Here is a 20,373-nt window from a genome sequence, read left to right on the forward strand (position 1 = left end):
CCGGCTGCGGAGCCGCGGGAGCGGGGGCCGGAGCCGCGGGAGCGGCCGGTCGCGGCGCTGCGGGCTGGGGCGCCGCCGGGGCGGGAGCCGCGGGACGGGACGGAGCGCCTGCCGGCTGCGAGCCCTGCTCCTGCGAGGTCTCCTCGGCGTCGGCCTGAGCCTGAGCCGCCGCGGCGGCCGCCGCAGCCGCAGCCCTGCGCTCCAGCTCGCCCGCGAGGAACGCGGTCTCGACCTCGACGGTGGAGTCCTTCAGCAGCGCGAGCTGGGCGATGAGCTCGGACGACTTCGCCTCCTGCGCGGCGAGGGCCGACTGCGCCGAGCGCGCGGCGTCGTCGGCGATCGCGCGGGCGCGGTCGGCCTCGTCCGAGAGCGCCCGGTGCTCGTCGACCGCGACGTCGGCCTGCGCGGCGAGGGACTCGGCGTTCTGCTTGTCGCCGAGGGCGTCGGCGTAGACCTTCTGCGACTGCTCCGTCAGCTGCGACATCGCCCCGAGCTGGTAGAGCAGGTCTCCCGCGTTCTCTCCGCTCGCGACGAGGCTCATCGAGAGGTCGCCTCCGGCGGCCTTGGACAGGTGCGCGGCGAGCAGGCCCGCGCGCATCCGGGAGGTCTGGGCCTTGGCGGAGGCCTCGGCGGCGCGGTCCTCGAGGTCGGTGACGGCCTGCGCGGCGGCGGCGAGGGCGTCCGACGCCTGGCGCCAGGTCTCGGCCCTGCGCATCGCCTCGACCGAGGCCTCGTCGACCGCGCTCTGCAGCCCGGCGACCAGACCGGTGATCGAGTCGATCTCGGCCTGCTTCGCCGCCTCGTCGAGCTTCGCGTTCTGCACGTCGTCCCACGAGGGGTACTGCGGATCGTCCGCCGAGGCGGGGGTGAGTCCGAAGGACGCGGTGATCGCGGTCACGGCGAAGGCCGCGGACACCGCGAGCGGCAGCCGGCCCTTCCAGGCCCGCTCGCGCGGCGCCGGCGTGAATCCTCGTGCGGTGGTCCGGGCGTCAACCAAGGGTCACTCCTCGTGCGGCCATGAAGGGCTGGGCGTTGACGGCGGTGCCGTTCACGCGGGTCTCGTAGTGCAGGTGGCAGCCGGTGGAGGCGCCGGTGGAGCCGACCGCGGCGATCTGCTGACCGGCCTCGACCCGCTCGCCGACGCTCACGTAGATGCCGCCCGCGATGATGTGGGCGTAGCCGGTGCTGATGCCCTCGCCGTGGTTGATCTCGATCCAGTTGCCGTACGTGCCGAACACGCCGGCGTAGGTGACGGTGCCGCTGTGAGCGGCGAAGATCGGGGTGCCGCAGGGAGCCGCGAGGTCGGTGCCGCGGTGGAACGAGCTGGTCGATCCTCCGCCGGTCGAGAGGCTGCCGCGCGGTCCGAACGTGCCGGTGATGCGCCCGTTGACGGGCTTCACCCAGCCGGAGTCGCTGACCGCGGTCGATCCGCCGCCCGCGACGGGGGCCGGAGCAGGGGCAGAGTAGCCGCCACCGCCACCCCCGGAGCTGGGACGGGGAGCCGCGGCCGCAGCCGCTGCGGCGGCGGCCTGCGCGGCGGCGCGCTGGGCGTCGGCCGCGGCCTGGCGGGCGGCGGCCTCCTCGGCGAGCTTGCGCTGACGCTCGGCCTCGCGCGCGGCGACTCCCGCCTGGTACTCGGCGACGGTGCGCGACTCCGTGTCGCGCAGCGCGGCGAGCTGCTGCTCGAGCACGATGCTCTGCTCCTGCTGCTCGACGAGCGCGGCCTCGGACGCCTGCTGGGCGCTCGTGGCCTCGGCGAGGGCGGCCTCGGCGGCGACCCGGAGGCGCTCGCGCTCCGTCTGCGCCACCTCGGCCTGGTCGGCCAGCGACGAAGCGGTGTTGCGGGCGGTGCTCGCCTGCTCGTAGATCGCGTTGGAGCGCTCGACGAGCTTGGTCATGTTGCCGATGCGGCCGAGCAGATCATCGGATCCGGTGCTCTCGCCGTCGAGGAAGATGTTGACGGACAGGTCCGTGCCGGTGGTGCGGTAGAGCTGGGCGGCGAGCAGGCCGGCCTGCTGCGACGCGGCGTCGGCCTCGTCGGCGCTCGCGGTGGCCTTGGTGTCGAGCGACGCGGCGCGGTCGGCGGCGAGGTCGAACGCCTCCTGTGCCGTGAAGTACTCCTCGCCGCGCTTCTGCGCGAGCTCCTGGGCCGCGGCGACCTCGTCCTGCAGTCCGGCGATCAGCGAGGTGATGTTCTCGACCTGCGCGGCGGCCGCTTGGGTGTCGCCCTTGGCGGCCTCCACGTCGGCCCACGTCGGGTACTCGGCCGCCTGCGCGGGAGTGGCGACGAGGAGACCGGCGACGAGCGCGAGCACCGCGGACGCGAGCGCGGCGGAGCGGAGCCGCCCGAGCCGTGGCGCGCCCGATGACGGTGCGGGGCGACGGCGGCGCGGGAGAGAGAGCATGGGACCTCGGGGTGATCGGGGGATCCCTCACCACGGCAGGACGACGCGAGCCGTCGCCGGGGGAAGGGCAATTCCGACCAACCCTAACCAAGCCCCTACCGCCGCGCCTAGAGATGCGGCAACCCCGGACGGGGTTGTTCACGGGTGCGAAACGTTCGGATTTTGCATCTGGCGCGATCATCCGTATGCTTGCGTGTCGGTAGTCATGGTGGGGTCGGCCGCAGGGTCGCCCTGCAGCTTCCGGCCCCATCGTTTAGTGGCCTAGGACGCCGCCCTTTCACGGCGGTAGCACGGGTTCGAATCCCGTTGGGGTCACGAAGACGGCACCGAGCAAGAACCGGTCGGAAACGAGCGGGTGGAAATCGAATAGCCTCGAAGGCAGTATGCTTGTCTTCGCAACGAGGCCCTGTAGCGCAGCTGGTTAGCGTGCCGCCCTGTCACGGCGGAGGTCGCGGGTTCAAGTCCCGTCAGGGTCGCAAAGGGGCCCTTCCGAGAGGAAGGGCCTTTTTCAGCGGCGGAACGTCGCAACGGCTCTGTAGCTCAGTTGGTAGAGCGCACGACTGAAAATCGTGAGGTCACGGGATCGACGCCCGTCGGAGCCACGGAAACCCTCGCCTAGCTTCTACATGGCGGGGGTTTCTCCATGTCCGGACGCGTGCGAGGAGCACTCGTCCTGCAGAGCACGCGTGCCGGGCCGTTCGCCCAGCCTGCCTGCGTAGCCTGGTGAGGCCATGAATCCCGCCGCCTTCCCGCCGCCCGATCCGTCGACCGTCGCTCCCGAGCAGCCTCCGGTCGCGCCTCCGTACGCCGCGGCGCCCAGCGGATGGCCCACGCCGACCGCCTGGCCGGCGCCCCAGCAGGCGCCCGAGCCGCAGCCGTCGATCCATGCGCCGTACTCGTCGCTCCTCTACCTCCCCGATCCGCGCGTGCGCTGGGGACTGCCGACCGCCGTGCTCACGATCGCGGGGATCGTGGTGCCGCTCGCGGTGCTCATCCTGCTGTTCGGCTTCGGCGTGCTGCCCTACTCCCCCGGGCTCGCCTTCGCCGGCGCCTTCGGCAGCTACCTGATCGGCCTGGTCGTGCCGATCCTCGCCTCGCGGCTGCGCGGGCTGAAGTCGCTGGCCGCCGATTTCGGTCTGCGGTTCCGCTGGATCGACGTGCCGATCGGGATCGGGCTCGGGATCGCGGTGCGGATCGCCATCGTGCTGGTGCTCCTGGGCTTCTCCCCGTTCCTCCAGGACGCGCAGGGGAACCTCGAGCTCGAACCGGATCCGCTGTGGTTCGTCCTCAGCTCCGTGGTCGTCCCCGTGGTCGTCGCGCCGATCGTGGAGGAGATCCTCTGCCGCGGCGTCGTGATGCGGGCGGTGCGCAACCGCATGCTCCGCACGAGGACCGAGGCCGCTCCCCCGACCCGGGGGCGGCGCGTCTGGGCGGCCGTGTTCAGCATCATCGCCTCGACGCTCGTCTTCGCACTGCTGCACGGGCATCAGATGGTGAACCCGGCGACGATCGCCACGCTCGGAGTGACCACGGTCGTGGCGGGTCTCGCGCACGGCTGGATCTCGACCGTCACCGGTCGGCTCGGCGCGGCGATCATCTCGCACGCCACGCTGAACGGCACCGCGGTGCTGCTGCTCGTGCTGGTGACGGCACTGGGCTGAGCCGGCCCGACGCGTCAGACGTCGAGGGCGCGCAGCGGCGGGCGCTCGATCGGGAGCTCGCCGCGCACCTGCTTGTGCAGGCGCTCCATGTCGGAGTCGAGAGCGGCGGCCGTGCGGGCCGCGTCGGCGAGTCCGTCGAGCAGCTCCGTGGGCACCTGGCGGTCGTACTTGTAGTAGATCTTGTGCTCGAGGCTCGCCCAGAAGTCCATGGCGATGGTGCGGAACTGGACCTCGACGCAGACGTCGACGGATCCGCCCGAGAGGAACACCGGCACCTCGACGATCGCGTGCAGGCTCTTGTAGCCGTTCTCCTTGGGGGAGGCGATGTAGTCCTTCACCTCGAGCACCGTCACGTCCGGCTGCGACGTGAGCAGCTCGAAGACGCGGTAGACGTCCGAGACGAAGCTGCACGTGATCCGCACGCCCGCGATGTCGGTGATCGCTCCCGAGATGCCCTCGAACGTGGTGTCGCAACCCTTGCGCTCGATCTTCTCGATGAGGCTGTCGGCCGACTTGAGCCTGCTCGAGACGTGCTCGATCGGGTTGTAGTCGTGGAGCTCCCGGAACTCCTCCTGCAGGATCGACACCTTGGTGACGATCTCGTCCATGCCGAACTTGTACTGGAGCATGAACCGCGCGAAGTCGTCGCGCAGCGCTCGGATCTCGGCGACGGTGCCCGCGTCGAGGGCCTGCGCACCGGCGTCCGTGAGCGGAGGCAGGGCGGCGAGCGAGGGTTCGGAGGGGCGGCGATCCACAGTCGGACACCCTACGCGGGCGCAGCCAGCGGCCCGGTGTGAGCGGGAGGAGCGTCTGCTCACAGGACGCCCTGCGGCGGGACCGGGACGCGTGGCCATACTGGATCGTGTGAGCACCGCCGCCCCGGGTCCGACCTTCCCGCCTCCCGATCCGGCCACCGTCTCGCCGGGCCGACCGCCCCGGCGCCGGATCCCGCGGACGGCTCGGCGCGCGATCGCGGGCGGCGCGGCGCTCCTGCTCCTCGCCGCAGGCGCGGGCACGGCGGTCCTCGTCCGCGACTCCGTGTCGCAGCAGCGGTTCGCCGAGGCGTCCGAGGGGCTCGAACGGGTGGCCGCCGACCACGATCGGGCCGTCGATGCGTGGGCGGCGCTCGAGGAGTCCGTCGGGGAGGAGACGGAGGGGATCCGACCGGTGCTGGACGAGGCGGACGACGCGGCCGTGGATCCGTCGGCGCGCGACGCCTACGAGGCGGCGATCGACGCCCTCGTCGATGCGGCCGACGACGTCCCCCTCGCCGCGCGGGCGGCGGTCGCGGTGCCCGAGGCGCCGGAGGGAGCCGACGAGCGCTTCGCGGCGGCCGACGACCTCGACGCCCGGGCGGCGGAGCTGGCCGAGGAGGCCCGGGAGCAGGAGGAGCAGCGGGACCGCGTCCGTCCGCTCCTGTCCGCGACTGGCGCCGCCGCGACCGCGTTCACCCGGAGCACCGCCGCCACGGCCGAGGCGCTGATCGCGAGCAGCACCGCCGCCACGCACCAGTCGCGCTGGCTGGTCGAGAAGGCGCTCTACGGGTACGGCAGCGACCCGGTCCCGCTCGACTTCTCGGACCCGGGCGCCCTGCGCGCGTACCTCGCGCAGGTCGAGGCGCTGCAGGCGTCGCAGGAGGAGGGTCTCGTCGAGCGTGCCGCAGCGGACTGGCCCCGGAAGCAGCAGGTGCTCGACTTCGCCGACTCGATCGGGGGCGGCGTGCCGATCGACATCTCCTGGGAGGAGAGCATCGAGGTGGACGGCGTCGCGTACGGCGACCGCGACTCCGGGGCCGGCCTGGCGACCTGGAGCCTGCAGGAGGGGGCGCCGTCGCGGATCCAGCTCACCGAGAGCATCCAGCGCTACTGGGACGCGGGCTGGACGGTGGGGCTCGTCGCGCACGAGGTCGGGCACGCCATCACCTCGAAGCAGAGCTGCTACGACCTGTACCGGGCAGCGCCCTTCGACGGCGACGACGAGAAGTGGGCGACCGCCTGGGCGCTCTCCCTGGGGTACACCGAGGGTTCGGGGGTCGAGCCCTACGGCTCCCCGGGCGACGACGCGATCGCCGTCGCCGCCGGATGCCGGTGATGCGTCCTAGCCTGGGGCGATGAGCACCGAGCCGCGTCCGCTGCGCTACTGCGCGTTCGTCATGAACACCGCCTCCCACATCCAGCACGGGCTCTGGCGCCACCCCGACGCCCGTCAGCACGAGTTCGACGACGTGCAGCTGTGGATCGACCTCGCCCGCACCCTCGAGCGCGGCCGCTTCGACGCGATGTTCTTCGCCGACGTCGCCGGCCTCTACGGACCGGCGGACGGCGACTGGGAGGTCAACGCGCGCGAGGGCCTGCAGCTGCCGAGCAACGATCCGGCCGTGCTGCTCTCGGCCCTCGCCGTGAGCACCGAGCACCTCGGCTTCGCGTTCACGAGCTCGGTGCTGCAGTCGCACCCGTTCGACTTCGCCCGCAAGGTCTCGACGCTCGACCACGTCTCGAACGGACGGATCGGCTGGAACATCGTCACGAGCGCCCTCGACGGCGCCGCGCGCAACTTCGGCTACGACCGGCTCGAGGAGCACGACGAGCGCTACGCATGGGCGCAGGAGTACCTCGACGTCGTCTACAAGCTGTGGGAGGGCTCGTGGGACGACGGCGCACTGCTGCGCGACAAGGCCGGCGCGTTCGCCGACGCGTCGCGCATCCACCGCATCGACCACGTCGGGAAGCGCTACCGCGTGCAGGGGCCGCACCTGTCCGCCCCGTCGCCGCAGCGCACGCCCGTGCTGTTCCAGGCCGGCTCCTCCCCCGCCGGCCGGCGCTTCGCGGCGCGCAACGCGGAGGCGCAGTTCGTCTTCTCGGGGTCGCCCGAGAAGACGCGCGAGCTGATCGCCGACACGCGCCGGCTCGCCGCGGAGGCCGGGCGCGGGGAGGGCGTGCCCGCCTTCTACCTCGGTCTCTCGTTCATCACGGGCGACACCGAGGAGGAGGCTCGCCGCGCCGAGGGCGAGATCGACGAGTACCTCTCCTCCGACGCGTTCCTGCTGCACTCGAACCTCGGCTTCGATCCGAAGACGGGCGAGAAGCTCGATCCGGATCTTCCGCTCTCGGCGATCGAGACCTACGCCGGGCAGAGCCACCTGCAGTGGATCCGCGACGCCTCGCCCGACCGGGAGCCGACGGTGCGCGACCTCGCACGGCTGTCGGCGAAGCTCCGCGGGCGCGTGGTGGGCACGCCCGAGCAGATCGCCGACCATCTCGCCGAGTGGCGCGACGCGTGCATCGACGGCATCAACGTCGTCAACTGGATCCTGCCCGGCAGCTACGAGGAGTTCGTCGACCGGGTGATGCCGGTGCTGCAGGAGCGCGGGCTCGCTCAGACGGAGTACGCGGAGGGCACGCTGCGGCGCAAGCTCTTCGGGACGGACGAGCTGCCGGAGTCGCACCCGGCCCGCGCGTACCGCGGCGCGTTCGCCTGAGCCCGGCTTTCTCCGCAGAACCTCAGCTGAGAGGAGGGGGTATCGCCTGACAGGCGACAGACCCCCTTCTCAGCAGAGGTTCTGCACAGCACTCCGCCGGATCGGGCAGCGCGGATCAGGGCAGCGCGGGGCGCGGGTCGGGCTTCGGCACCCGCGGGATGAGCAGGCCCAGCACCACCGCGACGACCGCGCCCACCGCGCCGATGACGAAGGTGAGCCGGAACCCCTCGGAGCTCGGCACCTCGACGGCGCCGACCGAGACGGTCAGCTGCGCCAGCACGGCGGCGGTGACCGCCGAGGACAGGGTCGTGCCGAGGGTGCGCATCAGCGAGTTGAGCCCGTTGGCCGCAGCCGTCTCGGAGGCGGGCACGGCGTGCATGATGAGCGTCGGCATGGCGGCGTACGCGAGCCCGAGGCCCACCCCGATCAGGGCGTTGATCACGAGGATCTGCCACACCTCGCTGCCGAAGGGCAGCACCAGGAGGTACGACACCGCGATCAGAGCGGCGCCCGAGATCAGGACCACCCGGGGTCCCGAGCGCGAGGAGAGACCGGCCGCGACGGGAGAGGTCGCCATCATCGCGAGGCCGGAGGGGGCCAGCACGAGGCTCGCCACGATCAGGCTGAGGCCGAAGCCGACCCCGGAGGCGGTCGGCAGCTCGAGCATCTGCGGCAGCGTGATCTGCGCGCCGAAGAACGCGAAGCCCACGGCCACGGAGGCGAGGTTCGTGAAGAGGACGGCGGGCCGCACGGCGACGCGGAGATCGACGAGCGGGCTCGACTGCCGCAGCTCGAACCAGCCCCAGAGCACGAGCACGGCGACGCCGCCGAGCCCCGAGCCGAGGATCGCGGGGCTCGTCCAGCCCGCGTCGTTGCCGCGTGAGACGGCGATCAGCACGCCGCTGAGTCCGATCGCGAGCCCGATCGCGCCGACCACGTCGAAGCGGCCGGGCGAGCGCAGGGTCGACACCGGGACGACGAGCAGGATCAGCACGATGTCGAGGACGCCGAGCCCGGCGGACATCCAGAACAGGACGTGCCAGTCGGTGCTCTGGGCGATCAGGGCGCTCAGCGGCAGCCCGAGTGCACCACCGATGCCGAGCGTGGCGCTGACCAGGGCGATCGCGCCGGGCAGTCGATCGCGGTGCAGGGTGTCGCGGAGGATCGAGATGCCCAGCGGGATCACTCCCATGACCGCGCCCTGTAGCGCGCGCCCGACGACGAGGGTCCACACGTCGCCGGCGAACGCGCAGACGATCGAGCCGAGCACCAGCACCACGAGCGCCGCGACCGCCATCCTCCGCTTCCCGTAGAGGTCGCCCAGGCGGCCCGAGACCGGAGTGAGGATGCAGGCGCTCAGGAGGGTCGCTGTGATCACCCACGCGGTCTCGCCGCGGTCGGCGTCGAGCAGTCGCGGCAGCTCGGACTGGATGGGCACCACCAGCGTCTGCATGAACGACGCGCTCATCCCCGCGAAGGCGAGGACGGCGGTGATCAGACGCGGGTCGGGCGTGCGGGTGAGGGAGCGTCTGTCGGAGTCGGGCACGCGGGTCCTTCGAGTCGGGGATGTATTGCCCAGCTTTGCAGTCGCCGGCCGGGTACTCGAACCGTGGAGGGCTCCGGAACCTTCCCGCTCCGCGCCCTTCCGCAGTCGGTCGGGCGGGACGAGGATGTGCGGATGATCGACATCGAGAACTGGATCGCCGGCTACGAGAGGGCGTGGGCGAGCGACGACCCCGCCGACATCGCCGCGCTCTTCACCGAGGACGCCGAGTACTTCACCGCCCCGCACCGCGACGCGATCACTCCGCGCGACGCGATCGTCGAGTGGTGGCGAGCGGAGTCGGAGCCCGCCGAGCCGACCTTCGCCTGGGGACTCGTGGCCCTGACGGACGCGACGGCGGTGGTGCAGGGGCGGACCGTCTACCCGGGGGCGGAGACGTATCTGAACCTGTGGATCATCCGCTTCGCTCCGGACGGGCGGGCGTGCTCGTTCACGGAGTGGTTCATGGAGGAGCCGGCCGACTCGGTGTCCTAGAAGCGCGGGTCTCGATACGCCGCTGCGCGGCTACTCGACCAGCAGGGGCTCGAGTCAGAGCTGGGCGCCCGGCACCGCGAAGGTGTCGCAGTCGACCGCGTCGCCCTCGAAGCCGGCCTCGAACCAGCGCTGGCGCTGCTCGGCCGAGCCGTGGGTCCAGCCCTCGGGGTCGACCGTGCCGGTCGCCTGCTCCTGGATGCGGTCGTCGCCGACGGCCGCCGCCGCGCCGAGCGCGTCCTGGTACTCCTGCGCGGTGACGGGCTTGAGGTAGGGCGTTCCCGTCTCGTCGGGCACGGTCGAGGCGTCGCCGACCCACGCGCCGGCGAAGCAGTCGGCCTGCAGCTCGAGGCGCACCGAGTCGGAGTCGGGCCCGGTGCCGGAGCGGTCCGCGGACTCCATCGCACCGGTCAGGTTCTGGATGTGGTGCCCCCACTCGTGGGCGAGGATGTACATCTGCGCGAGCGATCCGCCCGAGGTGTCGAACCGGGTCCGCAGCTCGTCGAAGAACTCCGTGTCGAGGTAGATGGTCTGATCCGGCGGGCAGTAGAACGGGCCGACCGCGGCCGTCGCGCCGCCGCATCCGGTGCTCGTCTCGGTGTCGAACACGATGACGCCACCCGGAGTCGCGTAGGTCGCGCCGATCGTGCCGGTCGCGGTGGCCCAGTAGCGGTCGAGCGACTCGGCGGCGCCCTCGAGGCGGCAGTCGACCTCGGTGTTCGCGTCGGCTCCGCTGTCGCAGGCGACTGCGGTGCTGGTGATCTGCTCGGGCGAGGTGCCGCCTCCGCCGCCGAGGACCTCGCCGAGACCCGTCAGGTTCACGCCGAGCAGCTGCGACAGCAGCGCGAGCACGACGACGACGCCCGCGCCGCCGCCGACTGCGATGCCCGTGGTGCGTCCGCGCCGGCGGACCTTGCCGCCGCTGAGCTGGGAGTCGTCGTTGAAGGTCATGCGGTCACGGTAGTGGTCCGGCGCCGCTCCCCGCCGGGGCTTGCGGAGGCGCGGGTCAGCCCCAGCGCGACTCGCTCGTCGAGCGGATGATCTCGAGCAGCGCGTCGCGGAGCGGACCGTGCTCGAGGCTGCCCGGGAACATGTCGACCTCGAGCCGGTGCGCACGCCGCCACGCCTCGGTGCCCTTGGCGGTCAGCGAGACGAGCTGGCGGCGGCGGTCGGCGGGGTCGCTCCTGCGCTCGACGTGGCCCTCGCGCTCGAGCCGCTCGATGGTGCGCGACATGGTCTGCACCTCGACGTGCGCGGAGGCGGCGAGCTCCTTCTGCGCGACGGGCCCGGCCTGCAGCAGGTGCAGGACGATCAGTCCGGCGTGGGTGAGGCCGATCTCGGCGAGCGCCCCGTGCCAGGCGTGCTCGACCATGCGGGACGCGGTCGACAGCAGTCGGCCCGTGGGCCAGCTGTCCATCCCGGAGTCGTCGTCCGCGCGCATCCGCTCAGGATAGCCCCGCGTGCCGGCCCCTCCCGGCTCAGGACGCGAAGCGGTGGGGGCTCAGGACGCGAAGCGGGGGGCTCACTCCGCGAAGCGGTCGGTGGCCTCGATCAGCGCGTTCAGGATGCCGGGCTCGTCGAACGCGTGCCCCGCGTCGGCGATGAGGTGGAACTCGGCCTCCGGCCAGGCGCGGTGCAGGTCCCAGGCGGTGAAGGCCGGGGTGCACATGTCGTAGCGGCCCTGCACGATCACGGCGGGGATGCGGCGCAGCACCTCGGCGTCGCGGAGGAGCTGCCCCTCCTCGAACCAGCCCCGGTGCACGAAGAAGTGGTTCTCGATCCGCGCGAAGGCGAGGGCGAAGGCGGGGTCGGACCACGCCTGGATCATCTCGGGCTTCTGCAGGAGCGAGATGGTCGACGCCTCCCACGTGGTCCAGGCGACGCCGGCCGGACCGTGCACGGCCGGGTCCTCGTCGTGCAGGAGGCGGTAGTACGCCTCGATGAAGCTGCCGCGCTCCGAGGCGGGGACGACCGAGGCGTACGACTCCCACAGGTCGGGGTAGACCGCGGCGGCCCCGCCCTCGTAGAACCACTCGAGCTCGGCGCGGCGGAGGGTGAAGATCCCGCGGAGCACGATCTCGCTGACCCGCTCCGGGTGCGTCTCGGCGTAGGCCAGGGCGAGGGTGGAGCCCCAGGAACCGCCGAGGACCAGCCAGGTGTCGACGCCGAGGTGCTCGCGCAGGCGCTCGATGTCGGCGACGAGGTACCAGGTGGTGTTCGTCGAGAGGTCCGCGCCGGGCTCGCTGGCGTGCGGGGTGGAGCGTCCGCACATCCGCTGGTCGAAGAGGACGATGCGGTACTTCTCGGGGTCGAAGAGGCGGCGGTGCGCGGGCGAGGTGCCGGCACCGGGGCCGCCGTGCAGGAAGACGACGGGCTTGCCGTCGGGGTTGCCCGAGACCTCCCAGTAGACGGAGTGGCCGTCGCCGACGTCGAGCATGCCGGTCTCGTACGGCTCGATCTCGGGATACAGGGTGCGCATGCTCGGCACTCTACGGAGTCGCAGTGGCGCGTTCCGCGATCTCGGCGGCGCGGTGCGCGATCGACCGCGCGCGGCGGTGCCTCCGCTCGATCGCCTGCCCGGCGTAGGCGGCGGCCACGATCAGCGCGGCGCCCAGCGCACCGAGGGGACCGATCGCCTCGCCCGCGAGCACCGTGCCGACCAGCAGCGCCCAGACCGGCTCGGTGCCCATCAGGATGCTCGCCCGCGCGGCCGAGGTGCGCCGGACCGCCCAGAGCTGCACGACGAAGGCGAACACCGAGCAGAGCAGCCCGAGGAAGAGGACGCTCCCCCAGCCCGCCGCGTCGAGAGCGGCGGCCGAGACGGGGAGCGAGGGACCCGCGAGCAGGGAGAACGCGCCGGCGCAGACGAGCACCTGCACGAGGACGACTCCGAGCGTGCCGTCGGTGCGGCCCCGGGTCAGGTGCGCGCTGGCGGTGACGTGGAACGCGCGCACGACCGCGGCGGCGATCACGAGCGCGTCGCCCGGCGTCGGCGTGCGGAAACCGCCCTCCGAGACGAGCAGTGCGACTCCGACCACCGCGGCGACCGCGGCGACGAAGAACGAGCGCGGCAGCCACGAGCGCGAGGCCAGCCCCTCGAGCACGGGGGTCATCACGAGCGCGAGGCTGATCAGCAGCCCGGCGTTGGTGGCGGAGGTGAGGTGCACGCCCCACGTCTCGAGACCGATGACCGCGGCCTGGGAGCAGCCGAGGACGGCGGCGATCACGAGGCCGCGCCCACGCGGGAGGCGCTCGCGGCGCACCAGGCACACCAGGGCGAGGGCCGCGGCGGCCACCAGGAAGCGGAGGGCGACGGCCGAGGGCACCCCGGTCAGGGCCGCGAGGTCCTTCGCGGCGAGGAAGCTGGCACCCCACACCGCAGCGACGCCGAGCAGGAGCAGATCGGCGGCGGTGTCGGAGGAGCGGCGGGAGGGCACGGGGCTACTGTCGTCCCCACGGACGATGAAGAACAACGGGCATCGTCTTGATCGACGAGGAAGCAGATGCTTATGGATCCCGCGCGACTCCGCCTGCTCCGCGAGCTCGGCGACCGCGGAAGCGTCGCGGCGGTCGCCGCCGCCCTGCACATCAGCGCCTCGGCGGTGTCGCAGCAGCTCGGCGCACTGCAGGCCGGGGTCGCCGTCCCTCTCACTGTGCGCAGCGGTCGCCGGCTCGTGCTCACGGAGGCGGGCGAGGCGCTCGCCGTCGCCGGGGCGCGCGTCGAAGAAGCGCTGGCCGAGGCGCGGGCGGCGGTCGACGCGCATCTGGAGCGCGACGACCGGGCCGTGCGGGTCTCGGCCTTCCACAGCGCGGGCCTCACCCTCTTCGGGCCGCTGCTGCGGGCGCTGGCCGACGGGCCCCGCGTCTCGCTCACCGACGCCGACGTCGCCCAGGACCGCTTCGCCGGGCTGACCGCCGACCACGACCTCGTGATCGCGCACCGCCTCGCGCACGATCCGGAGTGGCCGACCGCCCGCCTCGTCGTCACCGGGCTGCTCGTCGAGCCGCTCGACATCGCCCTGCACGCCGCGCACCCGCTCGCCGCGCAGGCGAGCGTCCGGCCCGAGCAGCTCCGCGACGAGCGCTGGATCTCGACGCACGACGGCTTCCCGCTGGCGGGAGTGCTCGAGCACCTCGGCGCGCTCGGCGGCCGGGCCCCGCGCATCGAGCACCGGATCAACGAGTTCTTCGTGGCGGCCGAGGTGGTCCGCTCGGGAGCGGCGATCGCGGTCATGCCCCGGATCACCGCAGCGGCGCTCGCCGTCGACGGCATGGTGCTGCGGCCGGTCGAGGGAGTGGCGCTCGCGCGGCACGTGGACATCCTCGCCCGTCCCGAGGCGCTCGCGCACGCGCCGGTGCGGCGGGTGCTCGCGGTGCTGCAGGAGGTGGCGGGGCGCGTGGCGAAAGGCTGACGGCGAGCGCCCACCACGCAGGAGCGCCCCCGGTCCCGCAGGACCGGAGGCGCTCCCCGGTGGATCAGCCGCGCTCTACGAGCACGGGCGCGCCGCGTACGGTGCGCTCACCTCCGTCTCGACGGGGGCGCCGTCGATCGTCGCCGTGGCCGAGACCGTCACCGCTCCCGCGGGAAGGACCGCCTGGCGGGTGGTGAAGGCGTGCGACACGGTCGCGCCCGCCCCCACCGAGGCGAACGACTTCGAGCCGGACGTCGACTCGAACGTCAGCCCGACGGGGACGTCGGACCCGTTCGTCGCCTTGACCGTGAGGAACGCCTTGCCCGCGATGCAGCGGGTGGTGGCGCTCGCCGCGATGTCGAGCGCCGGAGCCGCCTCGCCCTCGGTGAAGGCGAAGGTGTCGAGCTCGAAGAGGTCGCCGGTCGGGCCGGAGTAGGAGAAGTACACGTCGTGCACTCCGGTCGCCCCGCTCAGCGCCGCGGTGGCCTCGGTCCAGTCGCCGATCGTCCCGTCGACCGGGACGGTTCCCGCGACGGGTCCGGTCTCGGAGTCGAGCCGCACGGTGATCGTGCCGCCGGCCTGGAGCGCCTTGGCCCGAGCCGTGACCGTCGCCGCTCCCGCGTCGCCGAAGTCGACCGACGACAGGGCGGTCCAGTCACCGGCGTCGAGGTCCTTCAGCACGAGGTTCTGCGCCGCGCCGGCCGTGGGGGTGCCCAGTGGCGCGGTGGCGATGCCCTTGCTCCAGCCGATGGTCTCGGCCGGGAAGGTGCGGAAGGGCTCGAAGTCCTTCACCTGGTCGACCCCGGCGTAGTCGCCGACGACCTGCTGCACCGTGCCGTCGGCGTTGAACTGCAGCTCCTGGATGTGCGGGCTGCGGTAGCCCTGGGTGGTGTCGCCGGTGATCCTCTTGTTGAGGGTCGGAGCGTGGTAGGTGAAGTAGTACTTGCCGCCCAGCTCGAAGACGGACTGGTGGTTGTTGCCGCCCGTGCCGGCTCCGAAGAAGCGGCTCTGGTTCGGGAACATCACGCCCGCGTACGCCTCCTTGGGCCACGCCATCGGGTCGTCGGAGATCATGTAGCCGATCTCGCCGCCGCCCGGATAGCCGGGCACGCGGGTCTGGTTGCCGCCGAAGTCGGCGCCGCCGAAGTGCGACGAGTACGAGAGGTAGTACTTGCCCTCGCGCTCGAACACCTGCGCCGCCTCGAAGGCGACGGGAGCGTCGACGACCGCGGAGGTCCCCTCGGTCGAGATCATGTCGTCGCCGAGCTGGATGACGCGGATGTTCTTCGGGTTGTTGAACCGCTCGGCCGCGGGGAGCGCGGTCGAGGCGGGTCCGCCGCCGAAGAAGAGGTAGCCCTGACCGTCGTCGTCGATCAGCGGAGCCGGGTCGAACTTCCAGGCCACGTCCTCGGCCCCGGGGGTGGAGGCGTTGATGAGGGTGGAGGTGCGCTGGCTGGTCCACGGGCCCACCGGCGAATCACCCGTGATGACGTTGCTGGAACCGCCGCCGTTGGCGTAGTAGAGGAAGTACTTGTCGACGCCGTTCACGGTCTTCTTCGCCATGCCCGGGGCCCACGAGTTGCCCGTGAAGGGGGCGACTCCCGCGGAGCCCGCGACCTGGATCTCGCCGTGGTCGGTCCAGTTGACGAGGTCGTCCGAGGAGATCACGGTGATCTGGTTGATCTTGCCGTAGTCGATCGCGGGCGAGACTCCCGTCGCCGGGTCTGGGGCGTACCCCTGCGTGTCGTTGGTCATGTACATGTAGGCGCGGCCGTTCTCGACGAAGCCGAAGCCGTCGGCACCGAACTTCCAGCCGATGAGCGGGTTGTGATCGCCCGGCTGCTTGCCGACGACCTCGATGGTCCTCGACGCGGGCGCGGGAGGCGCGGCTCCGATCAGCGAGACGTCGTCGAGCTTGTAGTCCATCAGGTGCGTCTCGGGAGCGGCCGACGGAGTCGCGGTCCACGGCGTCTCGAAGAAGAGGCGCGCGGTCGCGACGCTCTGCCCCGCGGGCACGGTGAACGATCCGCTGATCGTCGCCCACTGGCCCTTGGTGGCGGTGACGCTCGCGAGGTTCGTGTAGCTGCCTCCGCCGTAGTGCATCGTGGCGAAGAACTGCTTGGTCGCCGGGCTCGCGGCGTTCTCGTACTTGATCTGGGCCTTGACCTGGTAGGTCTGGCCCGCGACGACCTTGCCGCTGAGGTCCTGCATCGCACCGGCGCCGGTGGTGGTGCGACCGCTGACCAGCGCGGACGCGGCACCCGTGCGCGCGTCGGCGGTGGTGGCGATCACTCCGGCGTCGGCGGCGTTGCCGTTGTTGACGAACCAGCCGCTGATGCCGTTCTCGAAGCCGCCGTTGACGACGAGCTCCTGCTCGGCGGCGGACGAGGTCTGGGCGGCGAACGGCGCCACGAGCAGCGCGGTCAGCGCCGCCGTGGCGAGCAGCCTGAGTCCGAACCGCCCCTTCCGGGCGGTCTCTCGATGTGTTCTCACGGATCCTCCTTGATCGTGTCGTGCGGGAGATCGCCGGCGACGGGTGCCGCCGGCGGGTTCGGGGTCGGGGGCGGCCGGGAGGGCCGCCCCCGTGGTGCTCAGCCGCAGGAGGCGGCCGGGTGGGGTGCCCTGACGGTGGTCGTCACCGGTCGACCGTCGACTGTGGCGGACGCGGTGACCACCACGTCCGCGGCGGGGACCGAGGCGGCCCGGGTGGTGAAGGCATGGCTCGCCGTGGAGCCCGGTGCGAGGGCGGCGACCGTCTTCGTGCCGGACGCGCTCTCCATCCGGAGGGCGAGCGGCACGTCGTCGGCGTTGGTGACGCGCACGGTCACGACCACCTTGCCGGCGATGCAGCGGGTGGATGCCGCCGCGGTGACGTCGAGCGACGTCTCCCGGAGCGTCCCGAGACGCGCCAGCTGGTAGTCGAGCGCCCGCGTCGGGGCGTCGAGCTGGTTCTGCGTCCCTGCCTGGCCGACCGCCTCCGCCTCGGCGAGGACCGACTGGAGGTCGGCCCAGGCGTCGGCCGGGTAGTCGCCGGCGCGGAGCGTCGCCGCGTGGGCGATCCCCGCGTCGAGCCGCGACCGGTCGAGCGCCTTCCCCTCCGAGGAGAGCGTGTCGCTCAGGAGGAACTCGTCGACGTCGACGTGGCCGCCGGCCGTCTTCGTGGCATAGCTGAACAGCCCGAGGCGGTGGCCCATGAAGTGGGTGAGCTGCCCGTCGAGCGACTGCGGGCCGACGCGGGAGCCGAGCGTCGTCCACGTCAGCCCGTCGAGGCTGTAGGAGAAGGTCGTCCAGAGCTGCCCGGCGGGAGCCGCGAGCTCGAGGTCGGCTTTGAGGTGCACCTCGGCGGCGTCGCCGAGAGCGGCGGTGGTCCCGGGGAGGAACGACTCGACGGCGGCCTGGTCGAACGTGGTCGCGAACGGCTGGCTGCGGTTCACGACTCCGACGGTGCGCACGCCGTCGACGCGCTTCACCGCCACGTACGAGAAGCCGCGGTTGTAGGCGGCGAGGCCCGCGACGTCGCCGTCCTTCATCCCGGAGACGTCGAGCGTCGCCTCCGCCGACTGCTTCGGAGCGACGATGCGCTGCGAGAGCGTGTTGCGCGCCTCCTCCAGGTACGTCATCTCGGGCGAGCCCGAGAGCCGGGTGTGCGCGGCCGTGCCGGTGAGCACCTTCCCGTTGGTGAGGCGGAGCCAGCCCTCGCGCTCGGTCAGGGACCAGTAGCGGTTGTCGGGGGCGTGGTTCCACTGCCAGGCGAGGTCGAGACGGGAGCCGTTGGGCTCGATCTCTGCGGCCGTCGGGCGCTCCACCGTGGGCGCCGCTCCGATGAGCGACACGTCGTCGAGCAGGTACTCGACGCTCGAGGAGGCGGGCTGCGGGTTGCCCCACGGCGTCTCGACGGCGAACTTCACGCTGCCGACGTTCGCGGTCCCCGGCACGGTGTAGGTGCCCGTGACGGTCGTCCACTGACCCTGGGGGACGGCGGCCGTGGCCATGGTCTGCGGGCCGGCGCCGAAGTCGGCGCACAGGTTGAAGCGCACGGAGGCCGGTCCGGCGGTGTACTTCACCTTCGCCGACACCGTGTACGTCACTCCGCGCTGCAGCCTGCTCGTGAGCACCTGGCTGGGGCCCGAGCCGTTCAGTGCGCGGCTGCCGACGCGGAGCGACGCCGCTCCGGACGCCCTGTCGCTCGTGTCCGCCGACAGGGTCGCGCCGAACTGCCCGGTCCACGGCGCCGTCCCCGACTCCGCCCCCGGGTTCTGCAGCAGCTCGATGCCGAGCAGCGACTGGTCGAAGACGGGCGCGGGCGGGATCGTCCACGTCTCGTCCTGGAAGGCCTTCGCCGGTGCGTCGTTGGCGAAGTCGTCCGAGACGACCAGGCTCTTCTGCCGCTCGAACAGCTCCTCCTGGGGGCTGAGGCGGATGGGCTTCGGGAAGCTCCCGCCGACCGGCACGGAGCCGTTCGTGCCGAAGGTCGGCCAGCCGTCCTTCCACGTCGCCGGGATGAGACCGGGGATGCGGCCCGTCGGGAAGCTGTCGCGGAAGAACATCCCGTGCCAGTCGGTCGTGCCGTCCTCGCGGCTGATCGGCACCAGGCTGCCCTGGGCGAAGCCGCTGGAGTTCAGCACGCCCCTGCCCTCGTAGGGGTTGCTGCCGTCGTCGGTCGCGTAGCGGCCCAGCAGCTCGGACGAGCGGAACAGCGCCACCTGGCGGCCCTGACCGGAGGGCCAGGTGATGATGACGATGTAGTACTGCCCGTCGATGTACTGCACCTGCGCCCCTTCGAACAGCCCGCCGAGGTAGGCCGCGCCCGCGTAGTCGGCGGTGCGGAGGATGTCCGGGTACTCGGCGACCACGGTCGTGAGGTCGTCGCTGAGCTTCACGGCGCTGGTCGATCCGGAGCCGTAGAAGATGTACGGAGTTCCGCCGTCGGCGTCGTCGAAGAAGAGCGACGGGTCGTGGAAGCTGCGCCCGAGAGCGGTGCGCGTCCAGGCTCCGTCCTCGATGTCGTCGGTGGAGTAGAGGTAGGAGCCGCCGAGGTTGTTGGTGTTGAACACCGCGTAGAAGCGGCCGTCGTGGTACCTGAGCGATGACGCCCACTGGCCGTTGCCGTAGGAGTTCTGCCCGTTGCGGAGCGAGAAGCGGTCGCCGATCTCGAGCCGGTCGAAGACGTAGTTCACGGTCTCCCAGTTGACGAGGTCGTACGACTTCATGATCGGGGCGCCCGGGCTCAGGTGCATCGTCGTGCTGATCATGTAGTAGACGTCGCGGCCCTCGTCGTTCTCGGCGGCGGGCACGCGCTCGACGGACACGTCGGGGACGTCGGCGTTCAGCAGAGGGACCGAGTAGGTGCCGTCTCCGCGGTCCGTCGAGGTGTACGACGACCGGGGCGACCACGCCTCGGCGGCCTCCGCGGGGGCGGAGGCGGACGCGAGCATCCCGCCCGCGAGCAGGGTGCCGACGGTCACCGCGGCGAGGGTCCGGAGGGGTGTCATTCGAACAGCGACAGGGTCAGGACCGACGTGTAGTCGCCGGCAGCGACCTCGGTCTCGGTCTTGAGGGTGAGCCCGGCGGTGACGGTCCAGGAGCCGTCGGTCGCGGTCTCCTGCGAGTCGAGCGAGAGCGCGAGCAGCTCCTGGTCGGAGAGCCCGACGGCGTCGGCACCCTCGTCGAGGACCGTGTCGACCGGATCGCCCTCCGTCACGAGCCCGGACTCGCCGCCGTCGAGGAGCTCGGGAGTCCATCCGAGGTGGTCCGCCGAGATCTCGTCCTGGCCCGAGGCGCCGGTGAAGGCGGTCGCCGAGCCGAGGACGTACCACCCGGCTCCGTCCGGGATCTCGTCGGCGGTGCGGGTGTCGGTGACCGTCACCTCGGGGAGGTCTCCCGTGAACCGCCGGACGCCCGGCTCCGGATCCGCCTCGGTGAGTGCGGTGCTGGTGCCGGCGACGCTCATGGTCAGCGCGCCGGGCTGCTCCGACTCGCTGATGCTGACGTTCACGTCGACGGCGTCGGATCCGAGCTCGGTGTCGGCGGAGGCGGACGCCGCAGCGATGCCGGTGAGGAGCACGCAGCCGGCGAGAGCCGCGAACGGGCGGGGGAACCGCGAGGAGCGGGGGGTGCGAGAGGTGGTCATGAGGGTCCTCCTCGATCGGCGCCGTCGCCGATCAGGTCGAGCGCCGAGGCGCGGGATGGGGGCGGCTGCGAGAGCCGCGAGTGGACAGCGCGCACGAGCGCGCCGGGAGGGCGCGGCGCCGCGGTGGCTGCACGAGGTGCGGAGACGACGGGGCGGCTCGTGCGCGGCGGCTTCCACAGCGTGGCCACGCGAGCTCCGGCTCCCGGTCCCGTCAGCACTGAGGTGAGGGAGAGCCGTCCGACATCTGTCGCA

Annotated in this window: 16 protein-coding genes and 3 tRNA genes; 8 read left to right on the top strand and 11 right to left on the bottom strand. The window is 72.3% G+C overall.

The window, feature by feature from the left end:
- Positions 1-997, bottom strand: a 997-nt coding sequence (locus IOC53_RS14015) for an NlpC/P60 family protein (protein WP_207406629.1), incomplete at its 3' end; no start/stop codon positions are given.
- Positions 990-2,405 (bottom strand): M23 family metallopeptidase, encoded by a 1,416-nt coding sequence (locus tag IOC53_RS14020; RefSeq protein WP_207406630.1) that lies wholly within the window; start codon positions 2,403-2,405, stop codon positions 990-992. The genes IOC53_RS14020 and IOC53_RS14015, both read right to left, overlap by 8 nt.
- A 242-nt stretch (positions 2,406-2,647) precedes the next feature.
- On the opposite strand from IOC53_RS14020, the gene IOC53_RS14025 reads away from it, so the two are divergent.
- The 4 genes from IOC53_RS14025 (at position 2,648) to IOC53_RS14040 (ending at position 4,066) form a co-directional block, all read left to right on the top strand.
- Positions 2,648-2,720, top strand: a tRNA-Glu gene (locus IOC53_RS14025).
- 87 nt (positions 2,721-2,807) lie between these two features.
- Positions 2,808-2,881, top strand: a tRNA-Asp gene (locus tag IOC53_RS14030).
- A gap of 53 nt (positions 2,882-2,934) precedes the next feature.
- Positions 2,935-3,007 (top strand) — tRNA-Phe (locus tag IOC53_RS14035).
- Between the two features lie 129 nt (positions 3,008-3,136).
- Positions 3,137-4,066, top strand: a complete 930-nt coding sequence (locus tag IOC53_RS14040; protein WP_207406631.1) for a CPBP family intramembrane glutamic endopeptidase — start codon at positions 3,137-3,139, stop codon at positions 4,064-4,066.
- A 14-nt stretch (positions 4,067-4,080) separates the two neighbouring features.
- Here the strand turns inward: IOC53_RS14040 and IOC53_RS14045 are convergent, their stop codons facing one another.
- On the bottom strand, positions 4,081-4,695 hold the full coding sequence (locus tag IOC53_RS14045; RefSeq protein ID WP_207406666.1) for a GTP pyrophosphokinase family protein: 615 nt from the start codon (positions 4,693-4,695) through the stop codon (positions 4,081-4,083).
- A gap of 235 nt (positions 4,696-4,930) precedes the next feature.
- Between IOC53_RS14045 and IOC53_RS14050 the strand changes: the two genes are divergently transcribed.
- Positions 4,931-6,157 (top strand): hypothetical protein, encoded by a 1,227-nt coding sequence (locus tag IOC53_RS14050; RefSeq protein ID WP_207406632.1) that lies wholly within the window; start codon positions 4,931-4,933, stop codon positions 6,155-6,157.
- A gap of 19 nt (positions 6,158-6,176) precedes the next feature.
- A complete protein-coding gene (locus IOC53_RS14055; RefSeq protein ID WP_207406633.1) occupies positions 6,177-7,544 on the top strand; it encodes an LLM class flavin-dependent oxidoreductase in 1,368 nt (455 codons plus the stop codon).
- A 115-nt stretch (positions 7,545-7,659) separates the two neighbouring features.
- Here the strand turns inward: IOC53_RS14055 and IOC53_RS14060 are convergent, their stop codons facing one another.
- Positions 7,660-9,090 carry an MFS transporter gene (locus IOC53_RS14060; RefSeq protein ID WP_307786206.1) on the bottom strand — a complete coding sequence of 477 codons (1,431 nt, stop codon included), beginning with the start codon at positions 9,088-9,090 and terminating at the stop codon, positions 7,660-7,662.
- A gap of 132 nt (positions 9,091-9,222) precedes the next feature.
- Here IOC53_RS14060 and IOC53_RS14065 point away from each other — a divergent pair, with 132 nt between their 5' ends.
- The gene (locus IOC53_RS14065; RefSeq protein WP_207406635.1) at positions 9,223-9,582 is read left to right on the top strand and encodes a nuclear transport factor 2 family protein; all 360 of its coding nucleotides are present in this window, start codon (positions 9,223-9,225) and stop codon (positions 9,580-9,582) included.
- A gap of 54 nt (positions 9,583-9,636) precedes the next feature.
- Here the strand turns inward: IOC53_RS14065 and IOC53_RS14070 are convergent, their stop codons facing one another.
- The 4 genes from IOC53_RS14070 to IOC53_RS14085 form a co-directional block, all read right to left on the bottom strand.
- Positions 9,637-10,530: a neutral zinc metallopeptidase gene (locus tag IOC53_RS14070; RefSeq protein ID WP_207406636.1), complete on the bottom strand. Its 894-nt coding sequence runs from the start codon at positions 10,528-10,530 to the stop codon at positions 9,637-9,639.
- Positions 10,531-10,585: 55 nt separating this feature from the next.
- Positions 10,586-11,020 (bottom strand): MarR family winged helix-turn-helix transcriptional regulator, encoded by a 435-nt coding sequence (locus IOC53_RS14075; protein WP_207406637.1) that lies wholly within the window; start codon positions 11,018-11,020, stop codon positions 10,586-10,588.
- Between the two features lie 81 nt (positions 11,021-11,101).
- Positions 11,102-12,058, bottom strand: coding sequence for a prolyl aminopeptidase (gene pip, locus IOC53_RS14080; RefSeq protein WP_207406638.1), 957 nt, complete (start codon positions 12,056-12,058; stop codon positions 11,102-11,104).
- A gap of 10 nt (positions 12,059-12,068) precedes the next feature.
- The gene (locus tag IOC53_RS14085; RefSeq protein WP_207406639.1) at positions 12,069-13,016 is read right to left on the bottom strand and encodes a DMT family transporter; all 948 of its coding nucleotides are present in this window, start codon (positions 13,014-13,016) and stop codon (positions 12,069-12,071) included.
- Positions 13,017-13,088: 72 nt separating this feature from the next.
- Between IOC53_RS14085 and IOC53_RS14090 the strand changes: the two genes are divergently transcribed.
- Positions 13,089-13,991, top strand: coding sequence for a LysR family transcriptional regulator (locus IOC53_RS14090; RefSeq protein ID WP_207406669.1), 903 nt, complete (start codon positions 13,089-13,091; stop codon positions 13,989-13,991).
- Between the two features lie 75 nt (positions 13,992-14,066).
- On the opposite strand, the gene IOC53_RS14095 is transcribed toward IOC53_RS14090, so the two are convergent.
- From IOC53_RS14095 to IOC53_RS14105, 3 genes are all read right to left on the bottom strand, one after another.
- Complete coding sequence (locus IOC53_RS14095; RefSeq protein WP_207406640.1) at positions 14,067-16,484, bottom strand: family 43 glycosylhydrolase; 2,418 nt, start codon at positions 16,482-16,484, stop codon at positions 14,067-14,069.
- Between the two features lie 98 nt (positions 16,485-16,582).
- Positions 16,583-19,483 (bottom strand): family 43 glycosylhydrolase, encoded by a 2,901-nt coding sequence (locus IOC53_RS14100; protein WP_207406641.1) that lies wholly within the window; start codon positions 19,481-19,483, stop codon positions 16,583-16,585.
- A complete protein-coding gene (locus IOC53_RS14105; RefSeq protein ID WP_207406642.1) occupies positions 19,480-20,121 on the bottom strand; it encodes a hypothetical protein in 642 nt (213 codons plus the stop codon). Before IOC53_RS14105 ends, IOC53_RS14100 begins: the two co-directional genes overlap by 4 nt.
- Between the last annotated feature and the right edge of the window lie 252 nt (positions 20,122-20,373).

Origin of the sequence: Rathayibacter sp. SD072 (genome assembly GCF_017355185.1) — a bacterium.
Taxonomy (GTDB): domain Bacteria; phylum Actinomycetota; class Actinomycetes; order Actinomycetales; family Microbacteriaceae; genus Rathayibacter.

Excerpts from the sequence above, each read along its gene's own strand:
- IOC53_RS14075 (WP_207406637.1), bottom strand. The coding sequence starts at position 11,020 with ATGCGCGCGGACGACGACTCCGGGATGGACAGCTGGCCCACGGGCCGA.
- IOC53_RS14040 (WP_207406631.1), top strand. The coding sequence starts at position 3,137 with ATGAATCCCGCCGCCTTCCCGCCGCCCGATCCGTCGACCGTCGCTCCC.
- IOC53_RS14020 (WP_207406630.1), bottom strand. The coding sequence starts at position 2,405 with ATGCTCTCTCTCCCGCGCCGCCGTCGCCCCGCACCGTCATCGGGCGCG.
- IOC53_RS14070 (WP_207406636.1), bottom strand. The coding sequence starts at position 10,530 with ATGACCTTCAACGACGACTCCCAGCTCAGCGGCGGCAAGGTCCGCCGG.
- IOC53_RS14045 (WP_207406666.1), bottom strand. The coding sequence starts at position 4,695 with ATGCTCCAGTACAAGTTCGGCATGGACGAGATCGTCACCAAGGTGTCG.
- IOC53_RS14055 (WP_207406633.1), top strand. The coding sequence starts at position 6,177 with ATGAGCACCGAGCCGCGTCCGCTGCGCTACTGCGCGTTCGTCATGAAC.
- IOC53_RS14090 (WP_207406669.1), top strand. The coding sequence starts at position 13,089 with ATGGATCCCGCGCGACTCCGCCTGCTCCGCGAGCTCGGCGACCGCGGA.
- pip (WP_207406638.1), bottom strand. The coding sequence starts at position 12,058 with ATGCGCACCCTGTATCCCGAGATCGAGCCGTACGAGACCGGCATGCTC.
- IOC53_RS14065 (WP_207406635.1), top strand. The coding sequence starts at position 9,223 with ATGATCGACATCGAGAACTGGATCGCCGGCTACGAGAGGGCGTGGGCG.
- IOC53_RS14100 (WP_207406641.1), bottom strand. The coding sequence starts at position 19,483 with ATGACACCCCTCCGGACCCTCGCCGCGGTGACCGTCGGCACCCTGCTC.
- IOC53_RS14105 (WP_207406642.1), bottom strand. The coding sequence starts at position 20,121 with ATGACCACCTCTCGCACCCCCCGCTCCTCGCGGTTCCCCCGCCCGTTC.